Annotated in this window: 13 protein-coding genes; 12 read left to right on the plus strand and 1 reads right to left on the minus strand. The window is 43.1% G+C overall.

The window, feature by feature from the left end; translation table 11 throughout:
- Positions 1-86 precede the first annotated feature (86 nt).
- The gene (locus DQQ10_RS20425) at positions 87-1,937 is read left to right on the plus strand and encodes a hypothetical protein (protein ID WP_133259706.1); all 1,851 of its coding nucleotides are present in this window, start codon (positions 87-89) and stop codon (positions 1,935-1,937) included.
- A gap of 139 nt (positions 1,938-2,076) precedes the next feature.
- On the opposite strand, the gene DQQ10_RS20430 is transcribed toward DQQ10_RS20425, so the two are convergent.
- Positions 2,077-2,709, minus strand: a complete 633-nt coding sequence (locus DQQ10_RS20430) for a porin family protein (protein ID WP_112748779.1) — start codon at positions 2,707-2,709, stop codon at positions 2,077-2,079.
- A gap of 1,206 nt (positions 2,710-3,915) precedes the next feature.
- Between DQQ10_RS20430 and DQQ10_RS20435 the strand changes: the two genes are divergently transcribed.
- The 11 genes from DQQ10_RS20435 to DQQ10_RS27770 all read left to right on the plus strand — a co-directional run bounded on the left by DQQ10_RS20435 (position 3,916) and on the right by DQQ10_RS27770 (position 19,300).
- Positions 3,916-6,987, plus strand: a complete 3,072-nt coding sequence (locus tag DQQ10_RS20435; protein ID WP_165824029.1) for a SusC/RagA family TonB-linked outer membrane protein — start codon at positions 3,916-3,918, stop codon at positions 6,985-6,987.
- 17 nt (positions 6,988-7,004) lie between these two features.
- A complete protein-coding gene (locus tag DQQ10_RS20440; RefSeq protein ID WP_112748781.1) occupies positions 7,005-8,609 on the plus strand; it encodes a SusD/RagB family nutrient-binding outer membrane lipoprotein in 1,605 nt (534 codons plus the stop codon).
- Positions 8,610-9,186: 577 nt separating this feature from the next.
- A complete protein-coding gene (locus DQQ10_RS20445) occupies positions 9,187-9,627 on the plus strand; it encodes a transposase (RefSeq protein ID WP_245970483.1) in 441 nt (146 codons plus the stop codon).
- Complete coding sequence (locus DQQ10_RS20450) at positions 9,624-9,983, plus strand: hypothetical protein (RefSeq protein ID WP_112748782.1); 360 nt, start codon at positions 9,624-9,626, stop codon at positions 9,981-9,983. Before DQQ10_RS20445 ends, DQQ10_RS20450 begins: the two co-directional genes overlap by 4 nt.
- Before the next feature lie 142 nt (positions 9,984-10,125).
- Positions 10,126-10,224, plus strand: coding sequence for a hypothetical protein (locus DQQ10_RS28445; protein WP_394341991.1), 99 nt, complete (start codon positions 10,126-10,128; stop codon positions 10,222-10,224).
- Between the two features lie 234 nt (positions 10,225-10,458).
- Positions 10,459-14,160 (plus strand): RHS repeat-associated core domain-containing protein, encoded by a 3,702-nt coding sequence (locus tag DQQ10_RS28145; RefSeq protein ID WP_221409762.1) that lies wholly within the window; start codon positions 10,459-10,461, stop codon positions 14,158-14,160.
- Positions 14,161-14,162: 2 nt separating this feature from the next.
- Positions 14,163-14,600 carry a hypothetical protein gene (locus DQQ10_RS20460; RefSeq protein ID WP_112748783.1) on the plus strand — a complete coding sequence of 146 codons (438 nt, stop codon included), beginning with the start codon at positions 14,163-14,165 and terminating at the stop codon, positions 14,598-14,600.
- Positions 14,601-15,419: 819 nt separating this feature from the next.
- Entirely contained in the window at positions 15,420-16,658 is a 1,239-nt protein-coding gene (locus DQQ10_RS20470; RefSeq protein ID WP_112748785.1) for an RHS repeat-associated core domain-containing protein, read from the plus strand.
- A gap of 3 nt (positions 16,659-16,661) precedes the next feature.
- Positions 16,662-17,324, plus strand: a complete 663-nt coding sequence (locus DQQ10_RS20475; RefSeq protein WP_112748786.1) for a DUF7832 domain-containing protein — start codon at positions 16,662-16,664, stop codon at positions 17,322-17,324.
- Positions 17,325-17,933: 609 nt separating this feature from the next.
- Entirely contained in the window at positions 17,934-18,341 is a 408-nt protein-coding gene (locus tag DQQ10_RS28005; protein WP_165824030.1) for a TonB family protein, read from the plus strand.
- A 752-nt stretch (positions 18,342-19,093) separates the two neighbouring features.
- Positions 19,094-19,300, plus strand: a complete 207-nt coding sequence (locus DQQ10_RS27770) for a hypothetical protein (RefSeq protein ID WP_133259707.1) — start codon at positions 19,094-19,096, stop codon at positions 19,298-19,300.
- Positions 19,301-19,402: the final 102 nt, after the last annotated feature.

A 19,402-nucleotide genomic window follows, 5' to 3' on the forward strand; every position in this document is an offset into this window, starting at 1 on the left:
TTGATCAATAGTTGCCGATATCTTACACGCTGTAACTCCCATACGATGTGTTGGATATATTTACTTTTCTTTTTAACAACCCCAAAATGAAAAAAGTAATAGTTGCCCTATTGGCTGTTATTTGTAGCCACTCAGCATTCGCTCAGAAAGCTGAAATGGAAAAGGTGGACATCAAGATGAAATCTTTTCCATCGAAACCCCTTCCGTTAGAAATTAAACGTTACCATTATCGAGTCTTAAATTCAACGCCGCTCCCTTTGCCACAAAAAGAAGCTGTTGATGGTTATGTGCGGTTAGACGGTTTTGAATTTTCTCCCACTTCACCTGATGTTATCGTCTTGGTCTACCTTGATAAGTATGATCAAACATTGACCACGGCTGCCGTGAAAGGCATGAACGAAACAAAATATGCGTACGTCATCAAATCATCGCTAAATGTTCGACTTAGTTTGCTCACGGGCGATAGTCGTTTCGAATTTTATCAGACGTCTACCTTGTTAAAACCTAAGGCGACGCAGTATCATTATCAAAGCTCGACAACCTATGCAACCGAAGCTGCAGCGACAGAGGCCGGAAATAAAGATGAATCGATGTTAGCGGCAGCGAAACGTGAATGCATGAATTCAACTTTCTTCGGAATTCAGCAATACCTTAAGTATACGCACGGCTATCCTACTGACGAGATTACGATACCTGTCTGGTCAATGAAAGCTAAATCATTTGATTACAGTGAAATGGACCAAGCTCAAACCAAAGCAATGGACGGCCTTAAAAGTTATTCTGCCAATGGTTTGAATGATGAGAATAGAAAATTATTTCAAGAAGCAATTGCGATATGGGAGAAGGTACTTCTAGAGTTTAATCCAGATGATAAGAAATCAAAAATCAATGTGAAAAATGTGGGGGCACTTTATGCCAACCTCGCGCTTACACACAACTGGTTGATCAATGATAATGAGGCAACACGCTATTTAACCATGCTCAGTGAATCGAGGGGTTCATCGTGGTCGGATATGATCGGAGAAATTGTCAATGATGGTATCAAGGGAAGACAACAAGATTTGAAACGAAAGAGTAACGCTTTGGTAATTGAAAAGATAAAATCCCCATACTATGTATCGCCTGATTTTGTCGTGAACAAACATGCACATCGTATCAGTGCCATTCAGAAAAGCAACTCCTTCAGCAAGAAATTACCGGATGAAAGACGTTACTTCGAATATCTTGATAACGGACTTTTGTCAAGAACATATACAGAAAATTATAATCCGTCCACGAAAGGGTGGGAGAAAAGACGCGATGTCCATACCATTAAATACGATCATGATCTCAATATCATGTATGTGTATGGCGAAAAGTCATCGACCGTGCCATTGTATACAAGAAAATTCAAGAATGGAAAGTTGGTATCGCAGATGTCGCAGCGAAGTGCAAATGATTCTTCCGTTGTAAAGTTTTACTACAATGCTGCCGGGCAATTGGAACGTTATGTGTGTGATCCACATTTGAAAACTCCCAAAGCCGAGGTTAAATATTCCTATGCGAACGACAAGTTGATTCGTAAGGAAGTTTTAACAGAGGAGGGTGGTCAGCTTAAAATTGATTTCAAAGAGGAGTATGTGTGGAGCGGAAATAAGCTTACGACGAAGACTCGTTTTACACTGGATAAGGCAACAGGAAAGTATCCAGAAAAAGGGATGGGTGAGCGCTACGAGTATGATGCGAAAGGATTTCTTGCTGTGTTGGGTAGCGGATATGAAACGCAGACCTTTGGAGCCGACGATCATGGCAATATAATCGAATGTCACACACGTTCGGATGATGGAAGCTCTAATCACAAGACATACGTGTGGGAACCATTGTCGGGTAATGCGATCCAGTATACAACTGAAGTAAGCAGTTACATCGGGCCTGAAAAATATCCAGCGTTCTACTAGATAAGGATCCAATAAAAAAGAGAGGCTGCCTTTGTGAAGACAGCCTCTCTTTTTTTTATGCACCACATCGTTTCGTGTGCCGGGTTGTAATTTATAAAGTCCAGGCAACCGGAAACTGGCAACTGATGAACGAGATAACTTACTTCCCGATCGACAACGGTACGCCTACTGTGAATTGAAGTGTAAGGTTTTTTGTCGTGTAGTCTTCGCGTTGGTCGAAGTTGGTCAAGCCAAAACCGCTGCGGAAATCAAGTAGAACTTTTTCGGCAACGGTGAAACCAAAACCAAATTGCAAGTTTACATCAGTGCTTTCTTTAATGTAATAATTTCCATCGAGCTTTTGCTCGCCAAACTTGACGTCACTCTCAACTTCATCGCCGCCGTCTGCCTTATATTTACTTTTGCCGCCCAAACCGAATGCTGCAGAAGGACCAACATTCAAGTGGAACTTGCCGAAGTTCACCTTGATTAATACAGGAACTTCCAGGTAATTAATGGTGAGCTTTTGTGTATAGTCGATCATAAGTTGAGAATTGTATCCCTCCATCTTCACGCCCTTTTGAATGAAATTAATTTCAGGCTGAAGAGAAAACTTGCCTTCACCGAGCGGCATGTTAAAAGCTGCGCCAAACGTGAATCCAGGTTTAAAAAAAGAATCAGAAATGTCCCCCGTGAACATTGACATCGTAACGCCCGCTTTCGGAATGATCGACTGAGCATAAGAAAATCCAGCTACGAGTACCATCGCGCTTACCAGTAAAATTTTTTTCATAGTGTGTTTATTTTTCTTAACGGCGCAATGATAGAGAAAAAGTAGGCAGCACCGTTCAGGGTGTAAGATTTGAAACACTTTCACGATATTTCAGCTTCGAGAAGTTATCGGTTATCAGTTATCTGTTACCGGTGATCAGTATTTCCTTGAACACTTTAACACTCGAACACTTGAACACTTGCATTTACGTCAGCCCCCCAACACATCAACACGTCAACACATTCCTTGAACACCGGAAATCAGCTTAGAGTTTCGAGCTACTGGAAATTATCGGTTATCAGTTATCAGTAATAGTTTCGAGTTTCGGCGTCGTTCAGTTTCCCCGGGTTTAAACCCGGGGAAACTGTTTAAGCTAGCTGCGAGTTACGAAAAGTTGTCCGTCACCTGCTTCGGTGCTCAGTGATCTGTATTTCCTCGAACACTGGAAAACAGCTTCGAGTTACGAGCTACGAGTTTATGAGCAGTTATCGGTTATCAGTAATAGTTTCGAGTTTCGAAGTTGTTTCAGTTTCACCGGGCTTAAACCGGTGAAACTGTTTAAGAGCTACGAGAAGTTACCTGTTATCGGTGATCAGTGATCTGTATTTCCTTGAACACTTTAACACTCGAACACTCGAACACTTGCATTCAACGTCAACACGTCAACACATTCCATTAACCTGAAAAACCAGGTAATAAGTGTTTCCGGTGTTCTTCATGCCTAACGGCATCGGACTATCTTTTTGAAAAGCACACGAAAAAAAATCTGAAAATTATTGACAGTTTTTTAGTAGCCCGTCGATGATATTGCTGTTCATCTCTTTGTGGCAAATGTAGCCCACCAAATCTCGTTCACGGCGGGTGCATTTTACCGACAGTTTTTGATGTCCGATCATGATGTTCAACGTAGCCCATAATTTCACGCCTATCTTTCGAAATTCGGTCGCAGCGCGCTAGCCAGTAGCCCTTGTCTCAGTACGTCGAGAAGACCATCAAGCCAAGCTATAAAGATGCCTTAACACGGTAGCCCATACTGTTCCAGCGAGCTATAACATCCTCGAGCGCCATTCATCTTAGTAGCCTTATGTGTTCGAACACATTACTTGTGTGCGCGTAAACATGATTGTTCTCGTATGGTAATATCGTTTATCTTCATCGTGCATCTTTCACCCTTCCATCCGGCGGTGATCCATGCACGAACAAAGTTTAAACCTAACCCAATCTCAAATGAAAAGATCTACTTTTAAGATCGTAGCATTGCTGTGCCTTCTGCTCACCAGCGCCACGGTCTACGGTCAAACGGTGACGGGCAAAGTCTCCTCGTCGGCCGATGGTTCTCCTATTCCAGGAGCATCAGTCATCATCAAAGGAACAACCCTCGGCACAACCACCGACACCGATGGTCGCTACACCATCACACCGGCAGATCCAGCATCTGCTGTACTCGTTGTTTCTTTTATTGGCTTTGCTACCATCGAGGTCCCTGTACTCAATAAAACTTCGTTGGACGTTACGCTACAAGAAGACATCACTGCACTAAACGAAGTTGTTGTCACCGCGCTTGGTATCGAAAAAGATTCTAAGACGTTGACATACTCGATGCAACAAGTCAACGGTGATAAACTTAACGTTGCCAAGGATGCTAACTTCATTAACGGTCTCACGGGAAAAGTCCCAGGCCTAGTGATCAACCGTAGCTCAAGCGGTGTAGGTGGATCCGTCAGAATTCTTTTGCGGGGTCAGAAGTCGACGCGCGATAATCAACCCCTCATCGTAATTGATGGCGTACCCATCGCCTCTGCAAACAGTACACAGACAACCGAAATCTGGGCAGGTCGTGATGGCGGTGATGTGTTGAGTATGATCAATCCCGCCGACATCGAAAGCACTTCTGTTCTTAAAGGCGCAGCAGCCTCTACGTTGTATGGTAGTCTCGGTCAAAACGGTGTAATCATCATTACGACTAAAAAAGGTAAGGCAGGTGCTACGAAGGTTGACTTCTCCTCAAACTTCACCATCGATAAGCCTATGTATTATCCGGAGCTTCAGTATGAATATCTTCAAACCGCTACCGATGCAACGGATAGTTGGGGACAAAAAGGTTCTAGTAAAGATCACGTTAAGAAATTCTTCGACACCGGGACTACGTGGATTAACAGCGTGAGCATCTCCACCGGTACGGAGAAATCACAAACATATCTCTCATATTCGAACACCAACAACCAGGGAATTCTGCCGACTTCAGATTTTAAACAACATACGTTGAACTACCGTCAAACGGTTAACATCAATAGCAAATTCTCTATCGACGGCAATGTGATCTTGGGGTTGCAGAAAAATCACAACAGGATGGCCGGTGGATTTTATTTCAATCCGCTCACGGGCTTGTACATGTTTCCACGTGGACTAAACTTCGATCAGTATAAACAGTTCGAATATTTTTCGCCATCAAGATTGATCTATGCGCAGAAGTGGTGGAACATCGACGTGGATGCAAAGCCGGAGCCGAAAGTAGGTCAAGACAATCAGCAAAATCCGTATTGGATTCTCAATAGAAATGCCGCTGACCTGACACGAAGAAATGTTTTCGCCTCTGTCGGATTGAATTATAAGTTCAATGATGTTTTTGCTTTGCAGGTACGTGGTAACGTGAGTGATATCGCCGATAAATTCGAGCAAAAGGTTTATGCTACTACGCAAGGAACATTAACCGATAAAAACGGACGTTTCATTTGGCAAGAAGGACATAGCATGGTCGCTTATGGCGATGCGATTCTCACAGCAAAGAAAAGTCTTACCGATAACTTTGGCATAACCGGTACGTTGGGTACAGCACTACGCTATGAACAATTCACGCAGCAAAATTTAGATTCTAAAGGTTCAGGTGATGGACTCGTATCAGCAAACGTCTTCACATTAGGTGCTGTGGTTCCATCAACGTCACTCACCGCGCTGAAGACTGTAGGCTCTGAAGTGCAAACAGCAGGTCTCTTCGGTTCCGTCTCGTTCGATTACAAGAAGGCTATCTTCCTCGATCTTACTGCGCGCAACGACTGGTCATCTTCACTTGCATTTACATCCAAGATGAATTCAGGTTTTTTCTACTTCTCAGGTGGCTTGAATGTGATTATATCTGAGCTCACACAACTTCCAGAAGTTATCAGCTTTGCGAAGATACGCACGTCGTATGCTGAAATCGGAAATGGACTTCCTGCATACATGACGTCATCGACGTACACCTTCAATGCAGGAAACCAAGTGTTGCCTGAATACTATGCGAAGTATGAACTCAAGCCGGAGAAACAAAAGTCGCTTGAGCTGGGAACTGAAATCCGTTTCCTCGACGATCGTTTAGCATTGGATCTTACATTCTACAAAATCAACAATACCGACCAGTTCTTCAACTTGAATGCATCGAAGACAACAGGCTATCAACGCTTCGGTATAAACGTCGGTGATGTTCAAAATAAAGGGATAGAAGCTGCGCTTAACGTCGACGTTCTACAAAATGGATCATTGCAATGGAACACAGGAATAAACTTTACCGCGAATAGAAACACAGTGACTGGCATTCCATTGGCCGATGGATCATTTGCGATTAGCGCGCCAGGTGTGAACTCTTATGGTTTTTATCTTACTGAAGGCGGAAGCTTTGGCGATATCTACGGTAGAAAATTCCTTAGAAAAGACGGTAAGATCGTGGTCGATAATAGCGGTAAACCACTCGCTGCAGGTGGGCCATTGGAATACGTCGGAAACCCGCAGCCTAAGGCAGTTGTAGGATGGAACAATACACTGACCTATAAAAACTTTACGCTCAACATTCTTGTCGATGGACGCTTCGGTGGCCAGGTGATGAGTATGACCGAGGCATTGTTAGATCAAGCAGGTGTTTCTAAAACTACCGCTGATGCACGGAATGCGGGAGGTGTTAATATTCCTGCCGTGGTAACACTCGATGGAGGAGCAACAACAAGCGGAGATTTTGAAGGTCTTCTCCCTGCGCAAACTTTCTATCAGACTGCTGGTGGAAGAGCAGGTATCTCTGAACATTATGTGTACAGCGCTACCAATGTCAGACTACGTGAACTTTCACTGGGATATAGTTTTCCAACAAAGATCGGCGTCATCAGAGATCTCAAGATTTCCCTCATCGGAAGAAATCTTTTCTTCTTCACGAACAAAGCACCTTTCGATCCTGAATTGTCGATGAGCACAGGTGTAGGTGTACAAGGCGTAGATGCATTTGCTTTGCCATCAACACGCTCTATTGGTTTGAACTTGAAAGCGTCGTTCTAAACTCAAAAAATGAAATCATGAAAAATAATTTATTCTGTAAAATATTAAGCATCGTTGCCTTCGTCGGTATGGCGGCAGGGTGCACCGACAGGTTTGAAGAATTTAACACCAACCCGAATGGTATCACCGAACGTGAGTTGAGTGAAACAGTCGCGATCAACGACTTGATCAAAGGAAACTTGAAACTCGCACAACGGAGTATCTATGTATTTAATCCAGCGTGGTATGTTCAAGTGCAACAAAATCTGAACGCCGATATCTACAGCGGATACATGATGTCGCCAACACCATTTCAAGGAAACTCCAACAACATGACGTACGCGCTCGTCGATGGATGGAATGCTTATGCGTTTGATCCAGCGTATGATTTTGTTTTGACTGGTCTCAAAAAAGTTGAAGACAGTACACTAAACGTCCCGACAAAACAAGATGTGTATGCGATGTCGAAAATTATCAAGGTAGAATCGCTGCATCGTGTGAGTGATGTGTTCGGGCCAATCGTGTACACCAAGTTCGGCGTCATCAACGATGATGGTACGGTGGATTACGACACACAAGAAGAAGCGTACAATGCTTTCTTCGCAGATTTAAAAACAGCCATCGATATTCTTACACCCATGGTTGGCAAAACACCCTCGGCGTTATTTGCGGAATCTGATTTAGTGTATGGCGGAAACTATGAGAAGTGGCTACGTTTTGCCAATTCGCTTCGCCTTCGATTAGCGATGCGTCTTGCTGATGTAGCACCACAAAAAGCCATCGCAGAAGGAGAGGCGGCACTTGCACACGAAGCGGGACTCATCGAAACAAACGATGGCAATTTCAATGTCGATCTCGAAGCAAATAATCACCCGTTGAATGTATTCAACACAGAGTGGGCCGACATCAGATTTGGTGCACCACTCGCGTCGTACATGAAAGGTTACAACGACCCGCGTCTTCCGAAGTACGCGCTACCGGCGACAGATGCTGCCGTAGCAGGAGAGTATATTGGTATTCGTCAAGGAATTAATATCGATGCAAAATCTCGCTACGAAGGATATTCGAAACTCATCACTTTTGGAAATAAGATCTTGCTGATGACCGCAGCAGAAGTATGGTTCTTAAAAGCAGAAGCGGCACTTCGGGGATGGAATAACGCAGGTACAATGGGTGATAACTACGAACAAGGCGTTTCAGTTTCTTTCGCGCAACACGGTGTGTCCAGTGAACTCACAGACTATTTGAATGACGACGAAAGCACACCTGCCGAATACCTCGATCCAAAAGCCGTAACACCTGGCCAGAATGATATCAAAGGAGCAAGTCAATACCTTGCGGATATCACCATCAAATGGGATGACGCGGCTGATGATGATGAGAAACTTGAACGCATCATCACCCAAAAGTGGATCGCCATGTATCCCGAAGGACAAGAAGCATGGAGTGAATTCCGAAGAACAGGATATCCTATTCTATACCCGGTGATTGTAAACAACAGCGGCGGAAAAATACCAGGATTCATCAAGCGTCTTCCCTTCACCTCGAACGAATACGCTACGAACAGAGCAGCGATCAATCGCATCGTAAGCAAAATGGGAGCCGACACCGGCGGAACACCACTGTGGTGGGATGTTGATTAGGATGTAACCATGGTAACACAAATTGGCGTGAGTAGTGATACTTGCGCCTTTTTTTTGTGTTGACGTTCAATTCAAGTGTTCAAGGGATGTGTCGTGTTGATGTGTTGGGGTGCTGACGTGAATGCAAGCGTTCAAGTAAATCCTGATAACAGATAACCGATAACCTCGCGCAGCTCGAAACTCGAACCTAATCCAGTGTTCAAGTGTTAAAGTATTCAGGGAATGTGTTGACGTGAATGCAAGCGTTCAAGTAAATCCTGATAACAAATAACAGATAACCGATAACTTGTAGTAGCTCGAAGCTAGCTTAAACAGTTTCACCGGGTTTAAACCCGGTGAAACTGAAACAACTTAGAGACTCGAAGCTATTACTGATAACGACAACAGATAACCGATAACTTCTCGCAGCTCGAAACTCGAACCTAATCCAGTGTCAAGTGTTCGAGTGTTAAAGTGTTCAAGAAATGTGTCGTGTTCATGTGTTGGGGTGCTGACGTGGTGAATGCAAGCGTTCAAGTCAATCGACAATCGACAAGTTGCCCGTCCCTGATATAGGTTGACCACAATTGGTTAACTTATGACAAAGAAAATCACAGTAAAAACGAATCGAACTTTCACAGAAGAATTCAAAAAATCTTGTGTGAAGGAGTATGAATCAGGCCAGCTCTCGGTGCTGGAACTATCCAAACTTTATCAGATCCAGAGTGTCATCATCTATCGATGGATTTATAAATTTTCTGCGTATAATAAACGTAGAATAAGAGTTGTCGAGATGGCAGATAATAGTAAGCAGAAGTTGAAGGAGATGCAGAAGCGTATTTCTGACCTTGAGCGTATCGTGGGTCAGAAACAGCTCAATATTGATTTCCTTGAGAAAATGATTGAGTTAGCCAAAGATCAATACGGCATCGATATCAAAAAAAACTTCGATACCTCCTACTCGCCATTCGTCGCCATTCCTGCTCCTACTGACGTCGGGGTGATTTATCAAATGAGTAGTACCAATTTCCACAAATGACTATAAAGAATTCAATGCTCTACTTCATGATCTTGGTTATACTTGGCATGATCGTTATGTTATTGTCAGTAAAACCGAGCAACAGTCTTTGCAAGAAGCACGAGGATCTTTTCCATTCCGAAATTAAGTCAGGTATGGTAATAGAAAAATTTATCGACACGTTAAACCATGCGACGGAGACTGTTGTCTTAGTGGATGGGAATAAGAAATACATATTGCTGTTGATTCCAGATTCGAACAATAAGGATTTTGAAAAGATCAGGGTCCGCGACAAAATCACAAAGGTCCCGAACTCGTTCCAATTTACATTGAACGATAGTTATAAGTTTACATTCGATATTCAATGCGATTTTTAATTACGAAAGGAAAACTGTCTGTGTTAAGTGCTGATTACTCAACCGTGGTATTAAATCATTAGTTTAGCAGGAGTGAGTAAGGACGAATGATGAACCAGGGCAGCGAATAGCGATGATATATTCTTTGCTTGCAAGTTGAAAAGTGAACCGGATCGAACCGGTGAGTTGGCTCACGCTTGTGCTTGAAGAGCTTCCGAAGAGAAGTGTGAATAATATTGAAGACGTCCTGCCTGTAAAATAATTACGCTAACGCATTTGCTCGGGTGGTTACGACAAATCTATCCTGCAACTACTTTCTAATTTGATTCCGGCAAATACCTGCAATCGAATCATCACATGAATACAACTCGTAAACGGTGTTACCTATTCGCAACCTATAGTTACAAACAATCGTATCGTTGGCCAGGTTACAGGTACGAAAGTAAAAGTACTTGACGGCAACGTTTCGTCGACCATTTCAGGTGGTTACACGTGGTTGAAGACATTGAATTATTACGATGATAAATATCGTGTGATTCAAACTGTAGCAGATAACTACAAGAGTGGTACAGATCGCACCACACAATTATATGACTTTGTCGGAAAGGTTCTGAAGACAAAGAATGTACACACGACACGTGATATAACATGGAAAAATATAGTTGGTGCAAAAGTGGAAGGAAATAAACTCATTAGAACAGTCTCAGGAAGCTGGGGTACTTCCGGTGCTTCTTCAGTGGAGGCGCTTCCAGCTAATACAGATGGTTGGATGGAAGTTGTGGTGAGCGAGGCGAATAGCAATAGAATGATTGGATTGGCTACTGCTGATCCCAATCAGAATTACACGTCTATCAACTACTGCGTCTATTTTAATTCATCTTTAAACTCGTTGAAGATATATGAGTCAGGTAATCCCAATCCGTGGAATGGTACTTGTATTGCTGGCGATGTGATCAGAATCGAGCGCGTTGGAAATAAGGTGACGTATTATAAAAATAATGCTAAGATTATTGATTCTCCCTTGACCGCGACGACATCATCACTAATCGTTGATGCGGCGTTGAGTACGATCAGCGGTACATTAACAAATGTGAGATCTTCATTTTCGATGCTTACGGACAGCACCATTCGCACTTTCGAATACGACCACGCCGGACGACTCACGCATGTATGGCACCAATACGATACGCTTGATGCTATACTGCTCGCGAAAAACGAATACAATGAACTCGGTCAACTCGTAGACAAGAAGCTACACAGTACAACTGCGAACGCAACGGATGCGCATCAGTCGGTTGATATGCGATACAATATTCGTGGATGGCTCACCTCCATCAACAACGCATCGTTAACGTCTGAGACCGGTGTGAATGATGACGATGCAACCGACCTTTTCGGCATGAACCTCTCATACGATAAGGTTGACAACGAACTTGGAAATCACGCCATGTACAATGGCAATATCGGCGGTATCAAATGGAGCAATTACGCCGGCGAGACAAAAGAGAAAGGGTATACATTCTCTTATGATGCGATGAACCGGTTGGCAGGATCATATTACAAGGAGAAAACTACGTCATGGGCCGATCCATCAAACAATGGTTTTGATGAGCGTGGATTGGTCTATGACTTGAATGGCAACATCAAAAAACTTGTAAGGTTCGATAAGAACGTTTCTGGATTCATGGATAGTCTTGATTACAAGTACACCGACGCGAGTGGGCAGGCTGGCAATAGACTTTATCGTGTCGTTGATGGGGGGAATGACTATAAGGGTTTTGTTGATGGAAGTCCAGGCACAAGTAATGACTACGCGTACGACGCCAACGGCAACATGACGCAAGATCTTAACAAAGGAATTAATGCGAGCGGAATTACGTACAACCTGTTAAACCTCCCGGAGACCGTAACGAAAGGCGGAAATACGATTCGCTACATCTACGATGCCACGGGTAGAAAACTTTGTCAAGTTGTAGCCTCTGGCAGCAATGCAAAACAAACCGACTATGCCGGTGAATTTATTTACGAGAACAACGCATTACAGTTCATCAATCACGAAGAAGGACGTATCGTAGTGGGTGGCACAAAACTGATCTATGAAGATCATGGTGAAGTTACAACTTCGATGACGGCCGTGAATGCAACGTTAGAGACCGCCACGTTAAATGGAACAGAAAAGTATATCAAGATCACCGCGTCAGGAACAACAGCGCGCACGGGCGTATTCCCAATCGGTGGCGCAATTCCTGTAGCAGGAGGAGAGCGTTATAAGATTCGTGTGAAGGGCTATCGTGCAAACACGAAAGATGCATACCTGTTAATCAAAACAAATGGCACGGACTTAAATTGGCCTGGCGTAAAATTGTCATCGAGTGCGGCGGCAGAATCGTGGGTTGAGCAGATTGTAACCATACCAGCGAACAAAACAACACTCGAGGTAGGCGTTGTGTGGGATGTGACCGTCAGCGGTGAAATTATGTATCTCAATGAAGTTGAGATCACGAAGTTGGAGGAGCAAGATCCCGAGTATCAATACTTCATGAAAGACCACTTGGGCAATGTGAGGCTCACGTTCACCACGAAAAAAGAACCTACCGTTGAAACGGCTACGCTCGAGAGCACTAACGCAGCAACGGAACGCGGTCAGTTCTTGCGCTATGACAATGCACGTTTGGTTCATCATCATCTTTTCGATAAGACGAATGGCGGCGCACCAACTACGGTTGCGGGTGGTGCACAACGATTGAATGGTAAAGGCGATGAGATTTATGGACTTGCGAAATCGCTCAGCGTCATGCCGGGCGATAAAATCAAGATGGGAGTATATGCAAAGTACATTGACTCGAATTCGAGTAATAGAACAGCAACATTGAATACACTCATCAGTCAAATTGCAGGAGGTACTGCGCCTAACGGTACTGTTGTAGATGGTAGCGGCTACACAAACAGCACCGAATCATTTCCATTTCCCGGTGGACTCAACGGCACGGGTGACAACACAGACCCCGGACCGAAAGCATATCTTAACTGGTTAGTATACGATAGAGATTACAATCTCATTCCGTCAAAGTCTGGATACAAGCCGATGTCTACTGCCGCACGTGAGACAGGTCAAAACATAGCCCACGAACACTTACTCGACAGCGTAACCATTTCAGAAGCCGGTTATGTGTATATTTACCTATCGAACGAAGAAGGTGAGAATGCTTACGAAGTATACTTCGATGAGTTCAAGGTGGAACACACGAAGTCGCCAGTGATTCAGATGGAGGATTATTATCCGTTTGGTTTGACTTACAACTCTTATTCGAGAGAGAACTCAGTTAATCAAGACTATTTGTACAATGGGAAAGAACTTCAGAACGAACTGAATCTCGAATGGTATGATTACGGTGCGAGGATGTACGACCCTGCAATTGCAAGATGGATGGTCGTAGACCCTTTGGCAGAAAAAATGAGACGTTGGAGTCCGTACAATTACTGTTTTAATAATCCCATTAGATTTATTGATCCTGATGGTATGGGACCGAATGATCACTATTATGGTTTGGTTAATGGTGAGATGAAGTACCTAGGTAATGATGGGCAAGGTGATAAGCTTAGATATGTTCAACAAGAAAATGTTGATGGTGTGAAGTCTAAATTGAATGGCGAAAAAACAACGGAAGCTGATCGCAATTCTGCTCGCGAATCGAGTACTGAGATTACTGTTAATGAAGGTCAAATCCAATCTGATCTCCAAGCTGTAGCAGATCACAGTCTGGTAGATGGCGAAGAACATACTATGCATGTGGTAATGGATATAGATTCGCCAGAACCAACAATTACTTCGTATGAGTCAAATTCCGGTAGTAATGGCAGATCTGAGCTTGAGTATAAACGTTTTGAAGGTGAAACTTATACAGGTGATGGTACATATGTGCTGTTAGCTCAAGCTCACGGCCATCCAGAGTCAGATGACCCAGGGACGACTACCCAGGCCACTATGTCTACAATAGATAAAACAACTTCAAATAATGCCGGTATTCCGATTTATGGGGTTAATGCAATGAGTGGAAGTAAAGGTGATTCCCAATCTATCCATCGGGTAACGCCTGATGGCAAGATTAAGAATAATGTAGGTAGGACTATGGGGTCAGGGACAACTGGCTTTAATATTGCAAGAGATGCTTTGAAAATTATAAGTGGACAGAAATAGCCATGAAAAGAATAATTTTATACGTAATTATTTTCCTTTCTTGTAACGCCTCATTTGCGCAAGATTCTATTGAATACACATTTGATAAGGAGTTGGACCGTGCGATCCGCTTGCATTTAGAAAAGCAACTTGCAAGTGATCAATCAAGCAAATTCTTTCTACGGATGTCCACAGTAAATTCTGAGAAACGTTGTGGTAACTATCAGCTTTTTATAGGCACATATAAAGATCGCCCGTTGGATTTTATTTTTGAGATCATCAGCAAAAGCACTCGGTTTTATTCATTCAATAGCATGAGAATACCGATTTGTTTTGATTATGATTTTCAATTTATCGGATACGGTTCTGGCAAGCGAGGAATTACAAGAAAAGGATATACCGGAACAGATTATGTCATAGAGTTTTCGTCCAGTGGGAAAATTATACGAACAGGAATTTGATAAATAAGCCCAGCCCAGCGCTGGTTTTTTTTTATGCTGAATAGTCTTTTTGTTCAGGCGCATGAGCGAGTCAGCACGTTGGTAATTTTTTTTTAAGCTGTTGTTAGAACTGGTCAGTTCCTGAAATAAGTTGTCATCAATAACAATTGGTCTGTTTTTATCAGTCCATACGTAAGGGCACTGGCGGCTTTGCATCCACCCCATCTAGTCCAAGTGTTCCTGTCACTGCCTGGTTCAAGTGTTTAGCGCAGCGAACCACCTCGCGCAAGTCTTCTATTTGAATGGCTGGTTCAAGTCTGAGCGACGGCCACGCGCTGCTAGCAGGACTTGGACCTAGGATAATTCCAGTCTTCAGACTGCTCGCGTGATGGTGATGCTACGCCGCATACAGTCATACAGTGACTAAATTTCCGTACCGTGAAATAATCTACCGTGATGATATCAACAAAAAGTTCGGGGGCCCCCAATAAAATTTTAAACGCAGCATCACCCTTTAAGAATAATATGCGAGTTAAGTTTCTTTTATTAGTGGTCAGTCGAACACTCTTCGCCATTATCATAATAATATCCCTAGTTGTTGTGTATTTTGTTTTGATGAGTTCCCCGGCTACGAAAGGAATAAGCAAACTGGACTTAGCAAATGCAGCCATCGTTTTATCAAGTCTTGCATTAGGTAAAGGGATAGTTGATTTTTTATTGAAATTTGTTTTGAGCAATGACGGTGATGATTAACATTGGCATTTACCCACCTCGCGCAAGTCTTCCATTTGTATATATGCAAAATACATTGACTCGAATTCGAGTAATAGAACGGCTGCATTGAATACACTCGTCAGTCAGATTGCTGGAGGCACTGCGCCTACCGGTACCGTTGTCGATGGTAGCGGCTACACAAACAGCACCGAATCATTTCCATTCGCCGGTGGACTCAACGGTACGGGTGACAACACAGACCCCGGACCGAAAGCATATCTTAACTGGTTAGTATACGATAGAGATTACAACCTCATTCCGTCAAAGTCTGGATACGAGCCGATGTCTACTGCCGCACGTGAGACAGGTCAAAACATAGCCCACGAACACTTACTTGACAGCGTAACCATTTCAGACGCCGGTTATGTGTATATTTATCTATCCAACGAAGAAGGCGAGAATGCTTACGAGGTGTACTTCGACGAGTTCAAGGTGGAACACACGAAGTCGCCGGTGATTCAGATGGAGGATTATTATCCGTTTGGGTTGACGTTTAATTCTTATCAGCGGGAGAATAAACTGACCAATGATATTACCTTCCAAAACCAGGAGCGACAAGATGAGTTAAATCTTGGATGGGTACAGTTCAAGTGGAGAAATGCGATGCCGGATATTGGTAGGTTTTTTAATGTGGATCCGATAGCAGAGGACTACTACCACAACTCGGTTTATGCTTTTAGCGAGAATAAATTAATTTCATATAGGGAACTTGAGGGATTAGAGGCTCAACTGATAATCGTCGGAGTTGTGGTTGCAGTAACTGTTGAGGAGGTAACGGTCGCTGCTCTTATTAGCGGAGCTGTGGTTTTTGGAGATGAGATTGTTGAGGGTTTAAAGGACATCGCAAATGCGCCTGCTTCCGGTACTATGATTGCCACTTCTCCCGCTTCAGCTTGGAACCAAGAAGCTCAAATTTGGCGAAAGATGGCAAAAGCATCTGAGTCTGGTAGCGATAACACAAAGAAGAAAGAACAGCTACAAAAGAACAAAGAGCAAGGCGCAAAGGCTGAAGAGAAAGTTAAAACTGAATTGAAAGATGAGTTGAAAGAGGGACAGGAGATACTTGTTAAACCAAGAGTTGTGACAGAGGATGGTAAGGTAACTTATCCTGATTATGTTACAGTAGATACTAAAACAAAACAAGTAGTGAATCCGGTAGAAGTTAAGTCGGGTAATGCTAAATTGTCAAAGGGCCAAAAAAGTTTAAAACAAAACGGCGGTTCTCTTCAAGGCAAGCAGTATCCTGAATACAATGGAGCCCAAATTAAGCCAAACGAATTGGATGTCAAACGTCAAAAAAAATGAGAGATGGATATATACCTTGTAAAGGAAGAAGGCAAGCGAAGACAATTCCTACATCTACAACTTGACAGGCATCTACTGACACGGATAGAGGGAATTGAAGGGCTAAAGGCGGTCGAGCGAACGACCCATCTTGGAACTAATGAAAAAGCGAAAATAACACTTCAAGCAATTGTTTCGGAGTATGAGCAGAAAGGATATTATCAAACAAAATCAGATATTGGACTTAATATAAAGCCAATAGTATTCGACAAAGCAGACTGGCATTATGGTGGGGATTTTCCTGCCGACTTAAATGCATATCAAGCATACGTTCACACTGGCTTCTACATTGGATGGCTCCTTGATAGAAAACTCTTTACAGAAGAGTTTATGAACGAGAATGATACCTCAATTAATAAGTTTTTGAACAGAGAAGTCACGTCCGTTTTTTTTTATAAAGATCAGATGGACGGTCTTTTTCAATCGAACGATTTACGGAGCGAGGCGATAGAGTTTACCAAATATTACTTTAATGAAGATTTTTCTAAATCACTTTATATTGAGGATTACATTGAGCTACTATGTTCTCATCTTCCGACTATCTATCATGTGAAGGACAACTGGGAGAACTTTTACACCATCGTAAAGGAGATTGACGGCCGTTTCAAGCAATGGATTGAAAGTTGACCCCACCTCGTGCAAGTCTTCCATTTGAGTGACTGGTTCAAGTCTGAGCGATGGCTCGCGCTGCTAGCGGGACTTGGACCTGACATAATTTGATTCTTCAGACTGCTCGCGTGATGGTGCGTCGCCGCACAATACGGAGTTCGAACTTCGTTGATCGATTTATTGATTTCGGAATCCGGTTCTTCATGCTTGTTTTATTCTGCATAGTGCCGGTTTTTAGCGGGGACAAACTTTATAGACGCCTAGCGAATATTTCGTTAATGTGCTTTTTCTTAGCACTCGTATTCATATTTTATTTGCTTAGCTTGTGAACCCGAACTGGTTCAAGTCTATTGTTATTATAAGATGAAGAAGATTTTAGTTCTTTTGTCGTTGTTCATTTTAATGCATTGTAGTACGAACAATGTAAAAGAAACGGAACAACAATGTAAGCGAGGTTTTGAACGCGCAGAGTCAGATTTAAAATCTGATTCATTGGGATTATTTTTTTTCGAGCTGCCTAGCCCAAAGTCATCGTCAAGGATTCGGATACTAAAAAATGAATACGGTGTACGTGTTGTCGATGGCGGGGACGTCGTAACTGAAGAAGGAAGGTGCTACAATGAGGTCATGGAGCAGGCGATAAAGAAAAAGTTCGGAGATGATGTCTTTCGTAAAATTGAGCAAAGGGTTGATAGTTTGGTTTTGCAAGGGCAGGGTGATCGTGAGGCATTCTATCCAGGTGGTTCCGATGCGATAGAACAGTACCTTGCTTGCAATCTTAATTTTCCTGATGAACTTGAATCAATGGATATCGTCCCAACTGTTTTTGTTAAGGTGACCATTGATACCGCAGGGCGGGCAAAGGAAGTTTCCATCGTTAAAAGTTTTAACGATAAATTTGATCGGGAAGCGTTGCGAGTGTTAACAACAATGGAAGGATGGGAGCCGGCAATTGAAAATCGAATTAAAAAGGAATCGGCCTATGGTTTACAGATTCGGTTTGATCCGAGGATTAAGCGCAAATGTAAACCGTGAGAAGTGCAAGTGTTTCCGGTAGTGTAGGAAGCCTCTTTCGTCAAAGTGTTCGGCATAATTGTCCTGGTTCAAATCTTAGCGATGCCGCCCTGCTAGCAGGGCTTGGACCTAACATCATTCCAGTCTTCAGAATGCTCGCGTGATGGTGATGCTACGCCGCACACAGCGACTAAATTTCAGTACCTTGGTTAACCTACCGTGATGACATCAACAAGAAGTTCGAGGCCCACAATAAAATTTTAACGTAATATCACCCTTTAAGAATAATATGCGAGTTAAGTTTCCTTTATTAGTGGTCAGTCGAACACTCTTCGCTATTATCATAATAATATCCCTAGTTGTTGTGTATTTCGTTTTGATGAGTTCCCCGGCTACGAAAGGAGTAAGCAAACTGGATTTAGCAAATGCAGCCATCGTTTTATCAAGTCTTGCATTAGGTAAAGGGATAGTTGATTTTTTATTGAAATTTGTTTTGAGTGAATATTCCGGAAATCATTTGACCCACCTGATAAGAATTCCGGGAATTGTGTGCCCCGGGTGATTCCGGAAATGAGTTGACCCACCGATTCCGGAAATGGTCAGACCCGGGTATTCCGGAAATTGTTTGACCCACCCTGGGAGGCAAGATTCCGGGAATTACCTGACCCACCTGATGGCCAGGAATTCCGGAAATGATCTGACCGACCTTTGAGCTTGGATTTGATGCCGACAAGCGTTGGTTTACACCTTGAAAAGTAAACCACTAGCGCTCCATGTCACAACCATTACGTATGCATCAGATCAGAAGAATATTTGAATTACAATCCAATGGACAAAGTATCCGGCACACGGAACGACTTACGGGACTGTCCAGAAATACGATCAGAGAATATTTACGCAGGATTAGGCTGGCTGGCTTAACTACGCATCAGGCATTGGGTTTAGATGACGAATCGCTTGCCCTACCGGTACCGTTGTAGATGGTAGCGGATACACAAACAGCACCGAATCATTTCCATTCGCAGGTGGACTCAACGGCACTGGTGACAACACAGATTCCGGACCGAAAGCATATCTTAACT

It is taken from the genome of Pseudochryseolinea flava, from assembly GCF_003286915.1.
Classification (GTDB): Bacteria; Bacteroidota; Bacteroidia; order Cytophagales; family Cyclobacteriaceae; genus Ohtaekwangia; species Ohtaekwangia flava.